This window comes from Salmonella bongori NCTC 12419, assembly GCF_000252995.1.
GTDB lineage: Bacteria > Pseudomonadota > Gammaproteobacteria > Enterobacterales > Enterobacteriaceae > Salmonella > Salmonella bongori.
This window is the reverse complement of record NC_015761.1, coordinates 3,430,005-3,450,894: the sequence shown is the minus strand read 5'-3', so window position 1 is coordinate 3,450,894 and position 20,890 is coordinate 3,430,005. Positions and strand designations below refer to the sequence as shown.

At 51.6% G+C, this 20,890-nt stretch carries 20 protein-coding genes; 14 read left to right on the top strand and 6 right to left on the bottom strand.

Annotated features, from left to right (window positions below; all coding sequences use genetic code 11):
• Positions 1–13: 13 nt before the first annotated feature.
• The 10 genes from livH to ugpQ all read left to right on the top strand — a co-directional run bounded on the left by livH (position 14) and on the right by ugpQ (position 9,290).
• Positions 14–940 carry a high-affinity branched-chain amino acid ABC transporter permease LivH gene (gene livH, locus SBG_RS16390; RefSeq protein WP_001295102.1) on the top strand — a complete coding sequence of 309 codons (927 nt, stop codon included), beginning with the start codon at positions 14–16 and terminating at the stop codon, positions 938–940.
• Entirely contained in the window at positions 937–2,217 is a 1,281-nt protein-coding gene (gene livM, locus SBG_RS16385; RefSeq protein ID WP_000803754.1) for a branched chain amino acid ABC transporter permease LivM, read from the top strand. Before livH ends, livM begins: the two co-directional genes overlap by 4 nt.
• Positions 2,214–2,981 carry a high-affinity branched-chain amino acid ABC transporter ATP-binding protein LivG gene (livG, locus tag SBG_RS16380; RefSeq protein WP_000082111.1) on the top strand — a complete coding sequence of 256 codons (768 nt, stop codon included), beginning with the start codon at positions 2,214–2,216 and terminating at the stop codon, positions 2,979–2,981. The genes livM and livG overlap by 4 nt, the downstream gene beginning before the upstream one ends.
• Before the next feature lies 1 nt (position 2,982).
• Entirely contained in the window at positions 2,983–3,696 is a 714-nt protein-coding gene (gene livF / locus SBG_RS16375) for a high-affinity branched-chain amino acid ABC transporter ATP-binding protein LivF (RefSeq protein WP_000362079.1), read from the top strand.
• 129 nt (positions 3,697–3,825) lie between these two features.
• The gene (locus tag SBG_RS16370) at positions 3,826–4,104 is read left to right on the top strand and encodes a hypothetical protein (RefSeq protein ID WP_000621264.1); all 279 of its coding nucleotides are present in this window, start codon (positions 3,826–3,828) and stop codon (positions 4,102–4,104) included.
• A gap of 229 nt (positions 4,105–4,333) precedes the next feature.
• Complete coding sequence (ugpB, locus tag SBG_RS16365) at positions 4,334–5,650, top strand: sn-glycerol-3-phosphate ABC transporter substrate-binding protein UgpB (protein ID WP_000624756.1); 1,317 nt, start codon at positions 4,334–4,336, stop codon at positions 5,648–5,650.
• A gap of 100 nt (positions 5,651–5,750) precedes the next feature.
• Positions 5,751–6,638, top strand: coding sequence for a sn-glycerol-3-phosphate ABC transporter permease UgpA (gene ugpA / locus SBG_RS16360; protein ID WP_000094072.1), 888 nt, complete (start codon positions 5,751–5,753; stop codon positions 6,636–6,638).
• The gene (gene ugpE / locus SBG_RS16355) at positions 6,635–7,480 is read left to right on the top strand and encodes a sn-glycerol-3-phosphate ABC transporter permease UgpE (protein ID WP_000572202.1); all 846 of its coding nucleotides are present in this window, start codon (positions 6,635–6,637) and stop codon (positions 7,478–7,480) included. The genes ugpA and ugpE overlap by 4 nt, the downstream gene beginning before the upstream one ends.
• Positions 7,481–7,482: 2 nt before the next feature.
• Positions 7,483–8,553, top strand: a complete 1,071-nt coding sequence (locus tag SBG_RS16350; RefSeq protein ID WP_000907760.1) for a sn-glycerol-3-phosphate import ATP-binding protein UgpC — start codon at positions 7,483–7,485, stop codon at positions 8,551–8,553.
• Positions 8,550–9,290, top strand: coding sequence for a glycerophosphodiester phosphodiesterase (ugpQ, locus tag SBG_RS16345; protein ID WP_000020120.1), 741 nt, complete (start codon positions 8,550–8,552; stop codon positions 9,288–9,290). Before SBG_RS16350 ends, ugpQ begins: the two co-directional genes overlap by 4 nt.
• On the opposite strand, the gene SBG_RS16340 is transcribed toward ugpQ, so the two are convergent.
• Positions 9,287–9,703 (bottom strand): DUF2756 family protein, encoded by a 417-nt coding sequence (locus SBG_RS16340; RefSeq protein ID WP_000826047.1) that lies wholly within the window; start codon positions 9,701–9,703, stop codon positions 9,287–9,289. The two genes, ugpQ and SBG_RS16340, sit on opposite strands and share 4 nt — an antisense overlap.
• A gap of 125 nt (positions 9,704–9,828) precedes the next feature.
• Between SBG_RS16340 and ggt the strand changes: the two genes are divergently transcribed.
• Complete coding sequence (ggt, locus tag SBG_RS16335) at positions 9,829–11,571, top strand: gamma-glutamyltransferase (protein ID WP_000805085.1); 1,743 nt, start codon at positions 9,829–9,831, stop codon at positions 11,569–11,571.
• Between the two features lie 310 nt (positions 11,572–11,881).
• Here the strand turns inward: ggt and SBG_RS16325 are convergent, their stop codons facing one another.
• From SBG_RS16325 to SBG_RS16305, 5 genes are all read right to left on the bottom strand, one after another.
• Complete coding sequence (locus SBG_RS16325; RefSeq protein WP_000548505.1) at positions 11,882–12,832, bottom strand: Hcp family type VI secretion system effector; 951 nt, start codon at positions 12,830–12,832, stop codon at positions 11,882–11,884.
• A 170-nt stretch (positions 12,833–13,002) separates the two neighbouring features.
• Complete coding sequence (locus tag SBG_RS16320) at positions 13,003–14,037, bottom strand: phosphotriesterase-related protein (RefSeq protein ID WP_000679495.1); 1,035 nt, start codon at positions 14,035–14,037, stop codon at positions 13,003–13,005.
• Positions 14,034–15,005 carry a DMT family transporter gene (locus SBG_RS16315; RefSeq protein WP_001038941.1) on the bottom strand — a complete coding sequence of 324 codons (972 nt, stop codon included), beginning with the start codon at positions 15,003–15,005 and terminating at the stop codon, positions 14,034–14,036. The genes SBG_RS16320 and SBG_RS16315 overlap by 4 nt, the downstream gene beginning before the upstream one ends.
• A 51-nt stretch (positions 15,006–15,056) precedes the next feature.
• Positions 15,057–15,818 (bottom strand): glutamine amidotransferase, encoded by a 762-nt coding sequence (locus tag SBG_RS16310; protein ID WP_000551218.1) that lies wholly within the window; start codon positions 15,816–15,818, stop codon positions 15,057–15,059.
• 12 nt (positions 15,819–15,830) lie between these two features.
• Positions 15,831–17,045: a PfkB family carbohydrate kinase gene (locus tag SBG_RS16305; RefSeq protein ID WP_000667433.1), complete on the bottom strand. Its 1,215-nt coding sequence runs from the start codon at positions 17,043–17,045 to the stop codon at positions 15,831–15,833.
• 765 nt (positions 17,046–17,810) lie between these two features.
• On the opposite strand from SBG_RS16305, the gene SBG_RS16300 reads away from it, so the two are divergent.
• From SBG_RS16300 to gntR, 3 genes are all read left to right on the top strand, one after another.
• Positions 17,811–18,848, top strand: a complete 1,038-nt coding sequence (locus SBG_RS16300; protein WP_001173649.1) for an oxidoreductase — start codon at positions 17,811–17,813, stop codon at positions 18,846–18,848.
• Between the two features lie 122 nt (positions 18,849–18,970).
• Entirely contained in the window at positions 18,971–19,666 is a 696-nt protein-coding gene (locus tag SBG_RS16295) for a pirin family protein (protein ID WP_000639794.1), read from the top strand.
• A gap of 182 nt (positions 19,667–19,848) precedes the next feature.
• Positions 19,849–20,844, top strand: coding sequence for a gluconate operon transcriptional repressor GntR (gene gntR / locus SBG_RS16290; protein ID WP_000730254.1), 996 nt, complete (start codon positions 19,849–19,851; stop codon positions 20,842–20,844).
• The last annotated feature ends 46 nt before the right edge of the window (positions 20,845–20,890 follow it).

Here is a 20,890-nt window from a genome sequence, read left to right as displayed (position 1 = left end):
AAAAGGTTTGCATATGTCCGAGCAGTTTCTCTATTTTTTGCAGCAGATGTTTAACGGCGTCACGCTGGGAAGCACCTACGCGCTCATCGCCATCGGCTATACGATGGTGTACGGCATTATCGGTATGATCAACTTCGCCCACGGCGAGGTGTACATGATAGGCAGCTATGTCTCCTTTATGATCATCGCCGCGCTCATGATGATGGGCATTGACGCCAGCTGGCTGCTGGTGGCTGCCGGATTCATCGGCGCGATCGTGATCGCCAGCGCTTATGGCTGGAGTATTGAGCGGGTCGCTTACCGGCCCGTGCGTAACTCCAAGCGTCTGATTGCGCTGATTTCGGCGATTGGTATGTCTATCTTCCTGCAAAACTACGTGAGCCTGACCGAAGGCTCGCGTGATGTGGCGTTGCCCAGCCTGTTTAACGGCCAGTGGATCGTTGGCAGCAGCGAAAACTTTTCTGCGTCCATCACCACTATGCAGGCGGTTATCTGGATTGTTACCTTCCTCGCGATGCTGGCCCTGACGCTATTTATCCGCTACTCACGGATGGGACGCGCCTGCCGCGCCTGCGCCGAAGATCTGAAAATGGCGAGTCTGTTAGGCATCAATACTGATCGGGTGATTGCCCTGACATTCGTTATCGGCGCGGCGATGGCGGCGGTAGCTGGCGTGCTGCTCGGCCAGTTTTACGGTGTGATTAACCCGTATATCGGGTTTATGGCCGGGATGAAGGCCTTTACGGCTGCAGTACTGGGCGGCATTGGTAGCATTCCGGGTGCGATGATTGGCGGCTTGATTCTGGGCGTCGCTGAAGCATTATCTTCCGCTTATCTGAGTACCGAATATAAGGACGTGGTGTCTTTCGCGCTGCTGATTCTGGTGCTGCTGGTGATGCCGACCGGGATTCTGGGCCGTCCGGAGGTAGAGAAAGTATGAAACCGATGCATTTTGCGATGGCGCTACTCTCTGCCGTGATGTTTTTCATCCTGGCAGGCGTTTTTATGGGCGTGCAACTGGGGCTGGAGGGCACCAGACTGGTGGTGGATACGGCCTCCGATATCCGTTGGCAGTGGGTGTTTATCGGCACGGCGGTGGTTTTTGTCTTCCAGCTTCTGCGCCCTGTGTTTCGAAAAAGCCTGAAGCACGTTTCCGGGCCGAAGTTTATTCTGCCAGCGATTGATGGCTCTACGGTGAAGCAGAAGCTGTTCCTCGTGGCGCTGCTGGTGATTGCCGTGGCGTGGCCGTTTATGGTGTCACGCGGTACGGTGGATATTGCCACCCTGACCATGATTTACATCATTCTCGGGCTGGGCTTAAACGTAGTGGTAGGGCTTTCTGGTTTGCTGGTGCTGGGTTACGGCGGCTTCTATGCCATCGGCGCCTATACATTTGCGCTGCTTAACCACTATTACGGTTTAGGGTTCTGGACCTGTCTGCCATTGGCAGGGTTGGTAGCGGCGGCGGCGGGCTTTCTGCTTGGCTTCCCGGTGCTGAGGCTGCGCGGCGACTATCTGGCGATTGTGACGCTGGGCTTTGGCGAAATCGTCCGTATCCTGCTGCTCAACAATACCGAAGTGACCGGCGGCCCGAACGGGATCAGCCAGATCCCGAAACCGACCTTTTTCGGACTGGAGTTTAGCCGTAGCGTTCGCGAGGGCGGCTGGGATACCTTCAGTAATTTCTTTGGCATGAAGTATGATCCTTCCGATCGGGTTATTTTCCTTTATCTGGTGGCGCTACTGCTGGTGGTATTCTCGCTGTTCGTGATTAATCGCCTGCTGCGTATGCCGCTGGGACGGGCATGGGAAGCGCTGCGTGAGGATGAAATTGCCTGTCGTTCGCTGGGGTTAAGCCCGACGCGCATCAAGCTGACCGCTTTTACTATCAGCGCCGCGTTTGCTGGTTTTGCCGGTACTCTGTTTGCCGCCCGTCAGGGCTTCGTCAGCCCGGAATCCTTCACCTTCGCCGAATCCGCCTTCGTGCTGGCGATTGTGGTGCTCGGCGGTATGGGCTCGCAATTTGCGGTCATTCTGGCGGCAATTCTGCTGGTGGTATCGCGCGAGTTGATGCGTGACTTCAATGAGTACAGCATGTTGATGCTGGGTGGTTTGATGGTACTGATGATGATTTGGCGTCCACAAGGCTTGCTGCCGATGACCCGTCCCCAGTTGAAGCTGAAAAACGGGGCCGTGAAAGAAGGAGAGCAGGTATGAGTCAGCCTTTATTATCGGTTAACGGCCTGATGATGCGTTTTGGCGGCCTGCTGGCGGTCAATAACGTGTCGCTGGAGCTGCACCCGCGTGAGATCGTCTCTCTGATCGGCCCAAACGGCGCCGGAAAAACCACCGTTTTTAACTGCCTCACCGGTTTTTATAAGCCAACCGGCGGCACTATCATGCTGCGCGATAAGCATCTGGAAGGTCTGCCGGGCCAGCAAATTGCCCGTATGGGCCTGGTTCGTACCTTTCAACATGTGCGTCTGTTTCGTGAAATGACGGTGATTGAAAACCTGTTGGTCGCGCAGCACCAGCAGCTGAAAACCGGCATTTTCTCTGGCCTGTTGAAAACGCCATCATTTCGTCGCGCACAGAGCGACGCGCTGGACAGAGCGGCAACCTGGCTTGAGCGTATCGGCCTGCTTGAACACGCCAACCGTCAGGCCAGCAACCTGGCCTATGGCGATCAGCGGCGGCTGGAGATTGCCCGCTGCATGGTGACACAACCGGAAATTTTGATGCTCGATGAGCCTGCAGCTGGTCTTAATCCAAAAGAGACCAAAGCGCTGGACGAGCTGATCGCCGAGTTACGTAACCATCATAACACCACCATTTTGCTGATTGAGCACGATATGAAGCTGGTGATGGGAATTTCCGATCGTATCTACGTGGTGAACCAGGGCACGCCGCTGGCGAACGGTACGCCGGAACAGATCCGCAACAACCCGGACGTGATCCGCGCTTATCTGGGTGAGGCATAAGATGGATAAAGTGATGTTATCTTTCGACAAGGTTAGCGCCCACTATGGCAAGATTCAGGCGCTGCATGAAGTGAGTCTGCACATCAATCAAGGGGAAATTGTGACCCTGATTGGCGCGAATGGGGCGGGAAAAACCACGCTACTGGGTACCCTGTGTGGCGATCCACGCGCTTCCAGCGGACGTATTGTGTTTGATGATAAAGACATTACCGACTGGCAGACGGCGAAAATTATGCGCGAAGCGGTGGCGATTGTGCCGGAAGGGCGTCGCGTCTTCTCGCGTATGACGGTGGAAGAGAACCTGGCGATGGGGGGCTTCTTTGCCGGGCGCGAGCCGTTCCAGGAGCGCATCAAGTGGGTGTACGAGTTGTTCCCGCGTCTGCACGAGCGCCGTATTCAGCGGGCGGGCACCATGTCCGGCGGTGAACAGCAAATGCTGGCGATTGGCCGGGCGTTAATGAGCCAGCCGCGTCTGCTGCTATTGGATGAGCCGTCGCTGGGGTTAGCGCCAATCATCATTCAGCAGATTTTCGACACCATCGAGCAACTGCGTGAGCAGGGGATGACCATCTTCCTCGTTGAACAAAACGCTAACCAGGCGCTGAAGCTGGCCGATCGCGGCTACGTGCTGGAAAACGGTCATGTGGTACTGGAGGATACCGGCGCGCGGCTTCTGGCGAACGAAGCGGTCAGAAGCGCTTATTTAGGCGGCTAAGTGGCGGTATGGCGTTGTAGGCTGAATATGGCGCAGACTCCGCCCGGGAACACCGGTTGCTGATTTTTGATACAGTTATGTTATTATTGATAATGATTATCAATAATAAACACAGAACAAGGAAAAAGGATGATACGTTCTGGTACCTGCATCATGGCAACCGTGATCCTCGTTGCGGCATTGAATGCCCATGCGATCACCTCAAATGATTTCGATCCCCGCGATCCCACCATCTGGCAGGAGGAACAACCTCCTGCGCCTTATCCTCTGGTCGATGTACCCTGTGAAGTGCGCAGTGGCCCGCACTGTGCCAGATGGGAAGATGAAAAATCCAATATTCAGCGCGAACGCGAACGACGAGAGCAGCGACGCTGGCAGAATGGCGATGAAAAAAAGTTTCGTGATTAAATCGTCGATATCCTGTTTTATCCTGTCTGGCGCTTCTTTCGCGTCAGACGTGCCATAGCTCTCACTTTTCCTTCGCCGGATATTCACTGCCTTGCCATCTCTCTGTCGCCTTACTATCTTTTTTTTGTAATAAAAAAGTTATTTTTCTGTCATTCGAGCATGTCATGTTACCCCCGCGAACATAAACCGCGTGATATCGCGCATCCGGCACAAAAAAGAGAGATAACCGATGATATCGTTACGACATACCGCTTTAGGACTGGCGTTAAGTGTGGCATTTGCAGGTCAGGCGCTGGCAGTTACGACTATCCCATTCTGGCACTCTATGGAAGGCGAACTGGGCAAAGAAGTTGATTCACTGGCGCAACGTTTCAACCAGGCCAACCCGGATTACAAAATCGTGCCGGTGTATAAGGGTAACTATGAGCAGAACCTGAGCGCCGGAATAGCCGCTTTCCGTACCGGCAACGCGCCGGCTATTTTGCAAGTTTATGAGGTCGGGACGGCGACCATGATGGCGTCAAAAGCCATCAAACCCGTGTATGAAGTTTTTAAAGATGCCGGGATTAACTTTGACGAGTCGCAGTTTGTTCCAACTGTTTCAGGCTATTACACCGATGCGAAATCGGGCCATTTACTTTCTCAACCCTTTAACAGCTCCACCCCGGTGTTGTACTACAACAAAGACGCCTTCAAAAAAGCTGGGTTAGATCCAGAACAGCCGCCGAAAACCTGGCAGGAGCTGGCTGACTATACCGCGAAACTGCGTGCGTCAGGAATGAAATGCGGCTACGCCAGCGGCTGGCAGGGCTGGATCCAACTGGAAAACTTTAGCGCCTGGAACGGTCTGCCTTTCGCCAGCAAAAATAATGGGTTTGACGGTACGGACGCGGTGCTGGAGTTTAATAAGCCGGAGCAGGTGAAACATATTGCCTTGTTGCAGGAGATGAACAAGAAGGGCGATTTTAGTTACGTTGGTCGCAAAGACGAATCTACCGAGAAGTTTTATAACGGGGACTGTGCGATGACTACCGCCTCTTCCGGCTCGCTTGCCAACATCCGCCAGTACGCCAAATTTAATTACGGCGTAGGGATGATGCCGTATGACGGAGATATCAAAGGTGCGCCGCAAAACGCGATTATCGGCGGCGCCAGTCTGTGGGTGATGCAGGGCAAAGATAAAGAAACCTATACTGGTGTCGCGAAATTCCTCGATTTCCTGGCGAAGCCGGAAAACGCCGCCGAATGGCACCAAAAAACCGGCTATCTACCGATTACCACCGCCGCGTATGAGCTGACTCGCGAGCAAGGCTACTACGATAAAAACCCGGGGGCGGACATTGCCACCCGCCAGATGCTGAACAAGCCGCCGCTGGCATTCACTAAAGGCCTGCGCCTTGGCAATATGCCGCAGATCCGCACCATCGTTGACGAAGAGCTGGAAAGCGTCTGGACCGGCAAGAAAACGCCTCAGCAGGCGCTGGACGCCGCCGTGGAGCGCGGTAACCAGTTGCTGCGCCGTTTTGAGAAATCAAGCAAAGCGTAATGTGTGATAGGCCCGGTGGCGCTGCGCTTACCGGGCCTACAAGACCGTAGGCCGGGTAAGGCGAAGCCGCCTCCCGGCGCTGTTCAGGAACCTAATCCTCATGTCATCTTTCCGTCCGGTATTCCGCTCGCGCTGGCTACCCTATCTGCTGGTGGCCCCGCAGCTGGTTATCACCCTTATATTCTTTATCTGGCCTGCGGGCGAAGCGCTGTGGTATTCACTGCAAAGCGTCGATCCGTTTGGTTTTTCCAGTCAATTTGTCGGGCTGGAGAATTTCGTTACGCTCTTTCATGACAGCTATTACCTCGACTCGTTCTGGACGACGATTAAATTCAGCACACTGGTGACGTTTAGCGGCCTGCTGGTCTCGCTGTTTTTCGCCGCCCTGGTAGATTATGTGGTCCGCGGCAGCCGCTTTTATCAGACGCTGATGCTCCTGCCTTATGCCGTCGCGCCCGCTGTTGCCGCCGTATTGTGGATTTTCCTGTTTAATCCGGGGCGGGGATTAATCACCCATTTTCTCGGCGAATTCGGTTATGACTGGAACCATGCGCAAAACAGTGGCCAGGCGATGTTCCTGGTGGTATTTGCCTCAGTGTGGAAGCAAATCAGCTACAACTTTCTGTTTTTCTTCGCGGCGTTGCAGTCCATTCCCCGCTCGTTGGTCGAGGCGGCGGCGATTGACGGCGCCGGACCGATTCGGCGTTTCTTCCGGCTTTCTCTGCCGCTTATCGCGCCGGTGAGTTTCTTCCTGCTGGTAGTCAACCTGGTGTATGCCTTTTTCGACACCTTCCCGGTAATCGATGCCGCGACCGCAGGCGGGCCGGTACAGGCCACCACGACGCTAATTTATAAGATCTACCGCGAAGGATTTACCGGACTGGATCTCTCGGCATCCGCCGCGCAGTCCGTCATCTTGATGTTCCTCGTCATCATTCTGACGGTAGTGCAGTTCCGCTATGTGGAAAGTAAGGTGCGTTATCAATGATAGAAAATCGACGCGGGCTGACAATATTCAGCCACACCATGCTGATTCTGGGCATTATGGTCATTTTGTTTCCGTTGTATGTCGCGTTTGTTGCCGCAACGCTGGACAACCGCGCGGTGTTTGAGACACCGATGACGCTGATCCCCGGTTCGCATCTGCTGGAAAATATCAAAACCATCTGGGTTAATGGCGTAGGTGTCAATAGCGCGCCCTTCTGGCTGATGATGCTTAACAGTTTCATTATGGCGTTGAGCATTACAGTCGGCAAAATCACGGTATCTATGCTTTCCGCGTTCGCCATTGTCTGGTTTCGTTTTCCCCTGCGTAACCTGTTCTTCTGGATGATTTTTATCACCCTGATGCTGCCGGTTGAAGTGCGTATCTTCCCGACGGTGGAAGTTATTGCCAACCTGAAAATGCTCGACAGCTATGCGGGGCTGACGCTGCCGCTGATGGCCTCCGCTACCGCCACTTTTCTGTTTCGCCAGTTCTTTATGACGCTGCCGGATGAGTTGGTGGAAGCGGCGCGTATTGACGGTGCTTCCCCAATGCGTTTTTTCCGCGATATTGTGCTGCCACTGTCGAAAACCAATCTGGCGGCGCTGTTCGTTATCACTTTTATTTACGGCTGGAACCAGTATCTGTGGCCGTTATTGATTATCACCGATGTCGATTTGGGCACTGCCGTGGCGGGAATCAAAGGGATGATTGCTACCGGAGAGGGCTCGACGCAGTGGAACCACGTTATGGCAGCCATGCTGCTGACGCTCATCCCTCCGGTAATCATCGTGTTAGCCATGCAGCGTGCCTTCGTGCGTGGCCTGGTCGATAGTGAGAAATAAAAATGGCTGGTTTAAAACTACAGGCAGTAAGTAAAAGCTGGGACGGCAAGACCCAGGTAATCCAACCGTTGACGCTGGATGTCGCGGACGGCGAATTTATCGTGATGGTTGGGCCTTCCGGCTGCGGAAAATCAACGCTATTGCGGATGGTCGCAGGCCTTGAGCGCGTGACCAGCGGTGATATCTGGATTGACCGCAAACGGGTTACGGAGATGGAACCTAAAGATCGCGGCATCGCGATGGTATTCCAGAACTACGCACTCTATCCGCATATGAGCGTAGAGGAGAACATGGCGTGGGGACTGAAAATTCGCGGTATGAGCAAGGGGCATATCGAAGAGCGGGTTAAAGAGGCGGCGCGCATCCTTGAGCTGGATGGCCTGCTCAAACGTCGTCCACGCGAGCTTTCCGGCGGTCAGCGGCAACGTGTGGCAATGGGGCGGGCGATAGTGCGCGATCCGGCGGTCTTTTTATTCGATGAACCGCTCTCTAACCTCGATGCTAAGCTGCGTGTGCAGATGCGTCTGGAGCTTCAGCACCTGCACCGGCGGCTGAAAACCACCTCGCTGTACGTGACCCACGATCAGGTGGAAGCAATGACCCTTGCCCAGCGGGTTATGGTAATGAACAAAGGCGTTGCAGAGCAGGTCGGTACGCCGGTAGAGGTGTATGAAAAACCAGCCAGCCGTTTCGTGGCGAGCTTTATCGGCAGCCCGGCGATGAACCTGCTGGACGGTGTAATCAGCGCCTCTGGCGATCGTTTCGAACTACCTGGTGGTATGGTGTTACCGCTCGGCGGCAATTATCGTCGTCAGGCTGGACGCAAAATGACGCTGGGTATCCGCCCGGAGCATATTGCGTTAAGCTCGCAGGCGGAAGGCGGCGTGCCGCTAACGGTAGACACGCTGGAAATTCTGGGGGCGGATAATCTGGCGCATGGACGGTGGGGCGATCAGAAACTGGTGGTGCGTCTGGCTCACCAGCAACGTCCGGCGGCAGGCAGTATGCTTTGGTTGCGCCTGCCGGAGAATCATTTGCATTTATTTAATGGTGAAACAGGACAACGCGTATGAGTCACTGGCCTTATCCCCCTATTGTCGCCCACCGCGGTGGCGGTAAACTCGCGCCGGAAAACACTCTGGCGGCGATCGATGTGGGCGCGCAGTATGGGCACACTATGATTGAGTTTGACACCAAACTGTCGAAAGACGGCGAGATCTTCCTGCTGCATGATGACAATCTTGAGCGGACCAGCAACGGCTGGGGTGTGGCAGGTGAACTGAACTGGCAGGATTTACAGCGTGTGGATGCCGGCGGCTGGTTCAGCGGTGAGTTTAAAGGCGAACCGCTGCCATTGCTCTCACAGGTGGCGGAGCGTTGCCGTAAACATGGCATGATGGCAAATATTGAGATTAAGCCGACGACTGGAACCGGGCCGTTAACGGGACGCGTTGTGGCTCAGGCTGCCCGTGAGCTGTGGGCTGATATGACACCGCCACTGCTTTCTTCGTTTGAAATTGATGCGCTGGAAGCGGCACAGGCGGTCACGCCTGAGTTGCCGCGCGGGTTACTGCTGGATAAATGGCGTGAAGACTGGCGCGAACTTACGACGCGTCTGGGCTGCGTTTCCCTGCACCTTAACCATAAGTTGCTGGATGAACGGCGAGTACAAGAAATTAAGGCAGCAGGGCTACGGATTCTGGTTTACACCGTCAACCAGCCGCAGCGCGCAGCAGAGCTGCTGCGCTGGGGCGTGGACTGTATCTGTACCGATCGCATTGACGATATTGGCCCCTGTTTTCCGCTTTAAGGGCTGATGGTTTTCAGCGGGATGTCAGGCGATGGCGTCCCGCTGTTTCGCGGTAACATGCGCTGTTGGCTATTTAGCATTTTGTCGGGGTTGCCTGCGCCGCTCAACATGCCTCCGTTGCTATTGGGAACTGGTTGCTGGCCGAGCATACCGTTGCCCGGCTGTCCCTGCTGCACCCGCTGCGTATTGGAATTCAATTGCGACTGTAGATGCTGCTGCTGGTTGCGCGCCTGCGTCTGTATCTGTTGCTTCAACATACTTTGTTGCTGAAGTTGCTGCGTTTGCATCTGCGTCTGCATACGCTGTTGGCTGGGGATCTGGTAGCCTGACTTATTAGGGTTATTCATAGTGTTAATTGGTTGGGCAAATACCGTAAATGGCAATAAAGCCGTAATAAGTAGTAAGCGTTTCATTGTCGTCTCCTCCCGATGAGGCCTCTTTTTAAGTGTATCTCTATTTCTTCATGACGATGATTTTTTAAGCATTGTGAACCAGGATTAAACGGGACATACACCCATTTATCTGGAGAAAAACAACGATGAAACCAACGTTTATGCGCTGGGTGGCGATTGCCGCTCTGCTGGCCGGGGGGACATTTAACGCGGTGGCCAATCCTCCCGACGCGCCGCCCGTCTCCTATGGTGTTGAAGAAGATATCTTTCATCCCGAGCGAGCAACGCAGGGGATGGTGGCGTCCGTGGATGCAATGGCGACGCAGGTTGGGGTGGATATCTTAAAGCAGGGCGGTAATGCTGTGGATGCAGCTGTGGCCGTGGGTTATGCACTGGCGGTAACGCACCCGCAGGCCGGTAACCTGGGCGGCGGCGGGTTTATGCTGCTGCGAACCAAAGACGGTAAAACCACGGCGATCGACTTTCGTGAAATGGCTCCTGCTAACGCCACGCGTGATATGTTTCTGGACGAGCAGGGCAATCCGGACAGCAAAAAATCTCTGACCTCACATCTGGCATCCGGTACGCCCGGAACGGTAGCGGGATTCTCGCTGGCGCTGGACAAATACGGCACCCTGCCGCTCAACAAAGTCGTTCGTCCGGCTATTAAACTGGCGCAAGAGGGGTTTATCGTTAATGATGCGCTGGCCGATGATCTGAAAACCTACGGCAGTGAAGTGATCCCTCAACATGAGAACAGCAAGGCTATCTTCTGGAAAGACGGCGAGCCGCTGAAAAAAGGCGACAGACTCGTACAAACCAACCTGGCGAAAAGTCTGGAGATGATCGCTGAGAACGGGCCGGATGCCTTCTATAAAGGGGCCATTGCCGACCAGATAGCCGAAGAGATGCAAAAAAATGGTGGTCTGATTGGCAAAGCGGATTTAGCCGCCTATAAAGCGGTAGAGCGCACGCCGATTAGCGGCAATTATCGCGGTTATGAGGTTTATTCCATGCCTCCGCCGTCTTCCGGCGGGATCCATATTGTGCAGATCCTCAATATCCTCGAAAACTTTGATATGAAGAAATACGGCTTTGGCAGCGCGGACGCCATGCAGGTCATGGCAGAGGCAGAAAAATATGCCTATGCCGATCGGTCGGAATACCTTGGCGATCCGGACTTCGTTAAGGTGCCGTGGCAGGCGCTGACGAACAAAGCGTACGCCAAATCGCTCGCTGAACAGATCGATATCAACAAAGCGAAGCCCTCCAGCCAGATTCGTCCCGGCAAGCTGGCACCCTACGAAAGCAACCAAACCACCCATTACTCGGTAGTCGATAAAGACGGTAACGCCGTCGCGGTGACCTACACCCTGAACACTACCTTTGGTACCGGGATTGTGGCGGGCAACAGCGGCATTTTACTGAATAATGAAATGGATGATTTCTCGGCAAAACCCGGCGTGCCCAATGTTTACGGGCTGGTGGGCGGCGATGCTAACGCGATTGGGCCTGGCAAACGACCGCTGTCGTCGATGTCGCCGACCATTGTGGTGAAAGAGGGCAAAACATGGCTGGTCACTGGCAGCCCTGGCGGGAGTCGAATCATCACTACCGTGCTGCAAATGGTAGTGAACAGCATTGATTTCGGAATGAACGTCGCCGAAGCGACCAACGCGCCGCGTTTCCATCATCAATGGTTGCCGGACGAACTGCGGGTAGAAAAGGGCTTCAGCCCCGATACGCTAAAGTTGCTGGAACAGAAAGGGCAGAAAGTGGCGCTGAAAGAAGCGATGGGCAGCACCCAAAGTATTATGGTTGGACCGGACGGTGAACTGTATGGCGCATCCGACCCGCGTTCGGTCGATGATTTAACGGCGGGATATTAAGGCAAGTGGCCCTCTTCGATGGGAGAGGGCTTGTCGAGTAGTTTTCACTATAGTGAATGGTCTTGGTGATGCTGGTCAATTTCGATTAGCAACTTATGGCCTTGGGCGGATACGCGATAATAATCCATTCCTGAGGGGGTTCTTGTTACTATATCGACTAAACCCGCTTTAGATAGGTTATTTATGAGTCTGACTACGTTACCAACTCCATCCATTTTCCTACTGGTCATTGCGCGATCAAGATTATACCAGGTCCAATTTACGTCATCTCTGGAAGCTAATAATTTCAAGATGTTAAGTTCAGTGTTGTTTACCATGATGGTGCATCCGGGTGATAAAGGTCATTACCAGCTATTCTATAATCTTCGAGTGTTGATGTATGCGTGTTATTCCATAGATCATAAGCCTCTTGGTTATCGCTTGGCCTGCCAGTTTCCCAACCTAAATTGCAATAACGTTGATACTCTCGACATTCATGAATGTAGTAGTTTAAATCCACTTGTTCTGGTAACAATTCACCGCTCGCTATCTTTTTTAAACGGCTTACCATAAATTCATTACCAGGATCTGGATCGAAGCGAGATATGTGTTTTTCTACAATTGCAATTCCTTCATAGGTAATATTTACGCCTTCAGTTGTAAGATGTTCAACAGGGCCTCCCGCTTTATCTGGATCAAATGGCCTTGATGTATAAGTTCCTTTCGCTCCAAACTGCTCCAGTTCTTCTAATTCAGGAAATTTCATCCTTCCCATTGTTAATCCAGCAGCTACTGAAGCACCAAGGATAAGCAATCCTTTGTTATCCATAACCTGCTTGTAACCCGCAGGCGCATCGCCGCCCAACTTTTCCGCCGTGTCTCTGAACCCGTCTATATTCCCGTTGTAGATACCTCCGGCGGCAAGCAGTATGCCAACCCCTTTGCTGTTTAACGTTTTGAGACGGTTATCTGTGGGCGCTTTTGTTCGGGGAATAAACAGGCGGTTATAATTTTCGGGCAGCGCCAGATAGCTGAATTCGGTATTAGCAATGAGATGCTTGCAGAGAATATATTCATAGCTGATGCTTATGGTTTCCGTGGGTAAGAAATTTTCACGGAACAGACAGTGGATACCGGATACAAAGGCTCCCCGACGTTGAACAGAATAATATTTCTCCCATCTGCCGAATCGGTTGATACGCCAGAAGTAAAATGCCATAAACAGTTGTTCGTTATTGTTAATTGCATTGGTAAATAATGGCGTCGTTTGCGCCTTATGCATTTGTTTATTTACGCCTGATAACAACGCGCGTATACAGAAGCAATAAAAACTTTCACTTTGGCAAAAATAATTAAGGAAAATCTTATAAAAGAGCCAGTGGCAGGGTAATAAAAATGGGGCGAGTGATGAATTGCAAACAACCCGGTACGTGGCACCGGGTTGTCATTCCCTCAGTCGGTTAGCAAACGGGCGGGATTATCAATACACAGTTTGCGTAACGTCGTTGCATTTACGCCGCGCTCCGCCAGGTATGCAAGGAAGACATTTGGCACAAATCCCCAGCCGTTACCGCCATTTTTAGCCCACATCTGTTTGAGGAAGACGTCGTGGCTAAGCACAAGCTGGTTGGCATACCCAAGTTCAATCAGATGAGCAACCGCGTCAGCGGTCTCCTGCACGCCGGGCGCTACACCCTCTTTAGGAAAGGTAATGTCCAGCCCTATCATGTCAAATTCCAGCCATACGCCGCGATCGAGCATTTTGCGCTGGTAGGTAAGATCCTTCCCGGAAGGATCGGAGTGGGCGAGAGACACTTTTGCCGGCGATACCTGCATTTCTCCCAGCACAATATCCAGCACCTCGTCACCGCGTCTGAGCCACCCCGGCATATGTATATTCATTGCCACATGCGGGTTATTGACCTGAGCCAGTGAAGCCGCACGCAGGCTGTTATGCTCAGCCTCGGTAAAAGCCGGGGATACGCCGATTTCGCCAATCATGCCGGCGCGAATATCCGTTTCACCAATCCCCTGATTAAGCTCGTTATCAATAATGGCCGCCAGCGTATCGACAGACTGATGGATTCGGTGGCTTTCGAACTTCTCCAGATAAGGGCCGGAAGAAGCCACAATGTTCAACCCGGTGCGAACCGCCACCTCCCGCAGTGACTGCGCATCCCGGCCTATGGATTCAGACCCGGTGGCATCAACGATAGTTTTGCCGCCCAGCGACATGAAGTTATTGATTTCAAAAATGACATCCGCGATGGGCTTTTTGTCCATGTTATCGGCGCAGCAGTAGGGATCGTGTTTTAGCCCCCACTGGATCTCCGCACTCACTTTTTTATCGACCAGTTGTTCCGAAAATGCATAGTGCGGCTTATCAACCACTGATGAGAGGTCATTAAACAGATGTTCATGGGGGAGAGTCAGTCCCATCTCTTCTTTTACGATCGGTCCGGTGACAGTTTGCAGGTAGCCTTTCATCCTGTAATCTCCATTTTTTTCGCTAATTTAGAGGCTTTGTATTCAGGAATAGTGGTGACGATTGCGCCGACAAGAGCAAATAACGTGCCGATGATGGTGACCAGATAAACGGTGTTACCCAGGGAAGGGATTAATTTATCAATCAGCACAGAACCCAGTAACTGGCCGGCAGTAGACGCGACGCCCAGCATCAACAGTCCCAGGCCTCTGACTAACAGAGCCATCAGGCCTATAGACATCAGACCTAAGGGGCCTCCGAGGTACATCCACCATACGTTCGGCAACTGGACGGTAAGGTGTCCCATCGCAACGCGAATGGCCAGTGCCGCGCCAAGCACGCAAAAACCGACAATAAAATTCCAGGTGATAGAGACCAGCATTGAACCCGTGGCTTCCGCGACCTTAGCGTTACCGGCGGGCTGCCAGCCTGCCAGCAGACCCGCCAGGAAAGGCAGAATAGCCAGCAGAATAAAAGAAGTTGAGTGCCACTGCGGAGAGACGACAAATACCGTAGCGATGACGGCAAAAAGCGCGCCGGTAACACGCCAGGGGGTAAAAAACTTTTTTTCGTCCACGCCAATACCAAAGCGATCGCAAAGCAGACCGGAGAGTAGCAAGGCAGAAATTAACGCAGTCTGAAAGGTGGCAACGCCAAGCGCGCTGGCGGAAGCGCCTTCGGAAAATACCACCATTGCGCCGCACAGACCGGCAAACCAGTTCCACAGCGGCACTTTTTTATTTTTAATGAGAGAAGGAATAGCGGCAAATTGTTGGCGAGTCTCTTTGCGGGCCATAATAATAAAAAACATCACTACCAGACCACTGGCAAAAGAGATGACTGCGCATGCGTTGCCATCTTTTAACCAATGACCAAGTTGACCATTAACCGCTGATTGCATGGGCGAAAGCATACCTGCGAGAATAGTGGCAATCATCAGCAAGGGAGTTGAGTACTTATTTTTGTTCATACATCAATCCTTTTATTTGGCGAAGGAGTAACCTGCGTTACTCCTCTATTGTTATCGTTTGGCGATATAGTTAAGTGTGTTAATCCACAAGTCGCTGTAAAATGGCCACGCCATAAATTGTTGTGTTCCCCAGTGTGGCGCGCAGTCGCTCATAAAGCAGGCCGTTTTCCCGTTGTGATATTCACCAAAGACCAGTAAAGGATCGCCGTTAATGGTTAACGCGACGGCAGCATCATCTTTCGCGACAGCCTGGTTATAACCCAGGAAAGGAGGGTAATCAGAAAAACCTTTGATAACTGGATGTTCAGGGTTTTCAACCTGTGCATAGACGCCCTCCGGTTTTTCAACACGATCGTCGCCATCAGGCATTATTACCGGAAGTACATCGGCCAGGGTGGTATTTTTATAATTTGCTTTTGCTTCAATCCCCATAAAGGAGAGGTAGCCGCCAATCATTAATAAACCACCGCCGTTGTGCACATATTCTTTAATTAATTCAAGAGCATTTGGCTTTATTCTTAGCTGATAGAAAGTGTCGTTTTGTAATAAGAACGTGTTACTGCCAATATCACTGATTACGATAACATCATAACGGTTTAAATCGTCAACGCTTTCTGGAAAGGCGATTTGCACCGTATGTGCTGGCATATAATCGACAGCGATACCTCCCTTTTTTAAACATTCCAGTAACCAGGTGGCGCCTTCTTCATATTTACTTGAGGTAAAACTGTCATATCCTTTTGAATGGATCATATGGATATGCCAGGATTCTCCAATAAAGAGCACCTTTAACGTTGTGTTGGCATTATGCATTATTGACTCCTTTTAATGAGTAGAGATGGATTGTTGATATGGTGTGCTCTGAATACGGTGAATGACGGATTCATGTTCCGGCATATCAGAGGCGTTAGCCGTCTCTACCGCCAGGGAGGCAAAAGCACTGGCGTAGCACAGCGCAGACTCCAGGGGTTTTCCTTTGGCGAGACCAGAAGCGAGCGCGCCATTAAATGCGTCGCCTGCACCAGCGGTATTTTTGACGACTGCCGGAAATGCCGGGGAATATATAAATTTTTTCCCGTCATAAGCTAACGAGCCTTTACTACCCAAAGTGATAATGGTGTTTTTTACACCTTTCTGGTGGATAATTTTGGCTGCCTGTCTGGCAGAAGTAATATCTGTAACCTCAATCCCTGCCAGTAAGCCAGCCTCTGTTTCGTTCGGCGTAATATAATCAATATCTTTAATAAGAGAATCCACCCCGTCATTATAGGGTGCTGGGTTTATAATTACTGGAACGCCATTTTTTTGCGCCAAAGAGATGGCCTGACGTAGTGCGCTATAATTAGTTTCAAGCTGAAGCAGGACAATGTTGGAGTTAATGATGGCCTCTTGTTGGATCATGACCTCATCTGGTGTAATGGTCATATTTGCCCCCGGATAGATAGCGATAACATTATCGCCGGTGTCTTCATTAACCAGAATGGTCGCGGTGCCAGTTTGCGTTTCTGGCGTTTGGTAAATGATACTTTTATGAATTTTCGAGGCGTTCATAAAATTGATAGCATATTCACTAAAGTGATCTGCGCCTACTTTAGTAATAAAATGTACGTCCGAATCCGCATAGCTTGCCGCTAAGGCCTGGTTACAGCCTTTGCCACCGGGGGAGAAAATAAATTTATTGGCAAGAAGCGACTCGCCGATGGCGGGTAGTCGGGGCAAATAGCTGATGATATCGACATTAAATGATCCAATTACACATACATGACTTTTCATATCGGAGCGGCCCTTTTTTATTCCCCGTGTTTCTTCATAATTTTCAAGTGCGTAAGCAATTTCATTTTTCGCAACGTTATCAAGCGAGTCGAGAGTGATAAACGCGCCGCCATGACAACGGGTTAAGTAACCAAGACTGGCTAATTCATTAAGATCTGAACGGATGGTTTCTTTTGTGACGTTCAGACTTTTCGCCAGAACAGCGACTTTTACGATTCCTGACGTGCTAATTTGTTTCAATATTTTATGATGGCGTTCAAATTTCACGGTTCACCTCACCTGAGTTACGTTAATATCAGGGGAAGTATATTGTTGTGATAATCACCATAAAGTGACGGGCAAAAGCAAAAAAAAGCAAAAGGGGAACTTTTACGGCAAAAAAAGCCAGTAACAAAATGCCAATAAAAATAGTGTGAGCAAGTACCAGAAAAAATAAATGGAGTCTTTATATAACGCAACAGGTCGTGTAGAGCGTTTTTTAGCTCGTTATTTAGGAGGAATAAACTATTTAGTGTTTTCCCTAAAACAGGTGACAATATTCCATAGACTCTATCCTGCCCATACCTTCAATGCCTGACGTGCAGTGATGATCTCCGACTGGACATGAATCTGCTGACGAATAACATCATCATGTGGTTCACCACGACGTAACATGGCCTCGCTTACTGCGGGTGTATGATGAAGGGGGATGCTCCTCCCGGCATTCCTGGCTGTCAAATGGCGTTAACGGCATTTTTTGCAAAAAAAAGCTAGACAAGTGCGAATGAGAATGATTATTATTGCTTTGCGTTCAGGGGGACCTCGACGGAAAACCTGAAAGCACGACATTGCTCACATTGCTTCCAGTATTACTTTAGCCAGCCGGGTGCTGGCTTTTTTTTTGCGGTTTTCCACACGCGCCTGCTTGCCAGCATACCCATGACATCCAAAGTGTGAGCAGTGGCGGGCTATCGGCTATGGGTAATACACTATGTCGTCTCCTTTCGCTTTGCGCTATGGTGTAGACCATCAGTTTTAAAAAAGGATACGGCTATGGCCTTACATTGCGCATTCATTGGTTTTGGTAAAAGCACCACCCGCTACCATCTTCCCTATGTTCTTAACCGTCAGGACACCTGGCATGTGGCGCATATCTTTCGCCGCCATGCGAAACCGGAAGAGCAGGCACCGATCTATTCGCACATCCACTTCACCAGCGATCTGAATGACGTGTTCGATGATCCTCTGGTTAAGCTGGTGATCGTCTGTACCCATGCTGACAGCCATTTCGAATACGCTAAACGTGCCCTGGAAGCCGGTAAAAACGTACTGGTGGAAAAACCCTTTACGCCAACGATGAGGGAAGCGAAAGCGTTGTTTGAACTGGCGCAGCGCAAAGGGTTAATCGTGTCGCCCTATCAGAATCGTCGCTTTGACTCCTGCTTTCTGACGGCTAAGAAGGTCATTGAGCGCGGGAAGCTTGGAGATATCGTCGAAATTGAAAGCCATTTCGATTATTACCGCCCGGTAGCAGAAACCAGGCCGGGGCTGCCGCAGGATGGCGCTTTCTACGGACTTGGCGTTCACACGATGGATCAAATGATTTCGCTATTTGGTCGCCCGGATCATGTCGCGTATGACATTCGTAGCCTGCGTAATAAAGCGAATCCGGATGACACCTTCGAAGCGCAGCTGTTTTATGGCGATTTGAAGGCTATCGTTAAAACCAGCCACCTGGTGAAAATTGATTACCCGAAATTTATCGTGCATGGGACCAAAGGCTCGTTTGTGAAGTACGGTATCGATCAACAAGAAACCAGCCTGAAAGCGAACATTATGCCTGGCGAGCCGGGTTTTGCGGCTGATGAATCTGTCGGTGTGCTGGAATATGTTAACGATGAAGGCGTGACCGTGAAAGAAGAGGTGAAACCGGAAACGGGTGACTATGGCCGCGTCTATGATGCTTTGTATGCAACGCTTACTGCCGGCGCGCCAAATTACGTCAGTGAATCTGAGGTTCTTACCAATCTGGAGATTCTGGAACGGGCATTTGAGCAGCCTTCTCCCGCCACCATAACCCTTTCTAAGTAAGTACGATTGGCTCCTTTGAACTTATTCATATTTTTTGAACAGAGGAGTCAATTTTCACCCTCTATCATCATTGAAGGATTAGGTTCACACTCACGCTATCAATATGAATTGGGGTGAACACAATGATCTACTTACGCAAAGCAAACGACCGCGGCCACGCGAATCATGGGTGGCTGGACTCCTGGCACACCTTTTCGTTCGCCGATTATTATGATCCAAATTTTATGGGATTCTCGGCGCTGCGGGTGATTAACGACGACGTGATCGATGCAGGCCAGGGTTTCGGTACTCACCCGCATAAAGACATGGAAATTTTGACCTATGTACTGGAAGGCACCGTAGAACACCAGGATAGTATGGGCAATAAAGAGCAGGTTCCCGCGGGCGAATTCCAGATTATGAGTGCCGGCACCGGCGTTCGCCACTCCGAGTACAACCCGAGCAAAACAGATCGTCTTCGGCTATACCAGATCTGGATTATTCCGGCGGAAACGGGCATTACGCCGCGCTACGAACAGCGCCGCTTTGATGCCGCGCAGGGTAAACAACTGGTGCTTTCACCGGATGCCCGTGACGGTTCGCTGAAGGTCTACCAGGATATGGCGCTGTACCGCTGGGCGATGGTGAAAGAGGAGCAGTCGGTACATCAGATTAGCGCCGATCGTCGCGTCTGGATTCAGGTGGTAAAAGGCGACGTAACCATTAATGGCACCAAAGCCACGACCAGCGATGGTCTGGCGATTTGGGATGAGCCGGCGATCTCGGTTCATGCCGACAGCGATAGCGAAGTGCTGCTGTTTGACTTGCCGCCAGTCTAACTTGCTGTAACCCTTTGTCGCTTCTCCCGTTTCAGATAGCTGATAGCTAATCAGCTATCTGTTCAGGATACAGGCCGGATAAGACGCGAAAGCGTTACCATCCGGCTTTTCATCGTTTGTCATTAATTCCGCACGTCCGTGGTAAACTGGGAAAATCTATTCCTTTTACACCTTTCAGGACGATGAAAAAGAAAAGACCCGTACTTCAGGATGTGGCCGACCGTGTCGGCGTGACCAAAATGACGGTCAGCCGTTTTTTGCGTAATCCGGAGCAGGTCTCCGTCGCGCTGCGGGGTAAAATTGCGGCTGCGCTTGATGAACTTGGGTACATCCCCAATCGCGCGCCTGATATTCTTTCCAATGCGACCAGCCGCGCCATTGGCGTTCTACTACCGTCCTTAACCAACCAGGTCTTTGCGGAAGTCTTACGCGGTATTGAAAGCGTCACCGACGCCCATGGGTATCAGACCATGCTGGCGCACTACGGTTATAAACCGGAGATGGAACAGGAGCGCCTGGAATCAATGCTCTCCTGGAATATTGACGGCCTTATTCTCACTGAGCGTACCCATACGCCGCGCACCTTAAAAATGATCGAAGTCGCCGGGATTCCGGTGGTTGAGCTGATGGACAGCCAGTCGCCGTGTCTCGATATTGCCGTAGGTTTTGACAACTTTGACGCCGCCCGCCAGATGACTGCCGCAATTATCGCGCGTGGCCACCGTCATATTGCTTATCTGGGCGCGCGGCTCGACGAACGAACTATTATCAAGCAAAAGGGTTATGAGCAGGCGATGCGGGACGCAGGTCTGGCGCCCTACAGTGTGATGATGGAGCAATCTTCATCCTATTCTTCCGGTATCGAGTTAATGCGCCAGGCGCGACGCGAATACCCGCAGCTTGACGGTATTTTTTGCACTAACGATGACCTGGCGGTGGGCGCAGCCTTTGAATGCCAGCGTCTGGGGCTAAAAATCCCGGATGATATGGCCATTGCCGGATTCCACGGTCATGATATCGGTCAGGTAATGGAACCGCGTCTGGCAAGTGTCCTGACGCCGCGCGAACGGATGGGCAGCATTGGCGCAGAGCGGCTGCTGGCCCGTATCCGCGGCGAAACGGTGACGCCGAAAATGTTAGATTTAGGTTTCACCTTGTCACCGGGCGGATCTATTTAATCTGACAACTTTGAAGTAGCTCACACTTATTCACTTTTGGCACGAA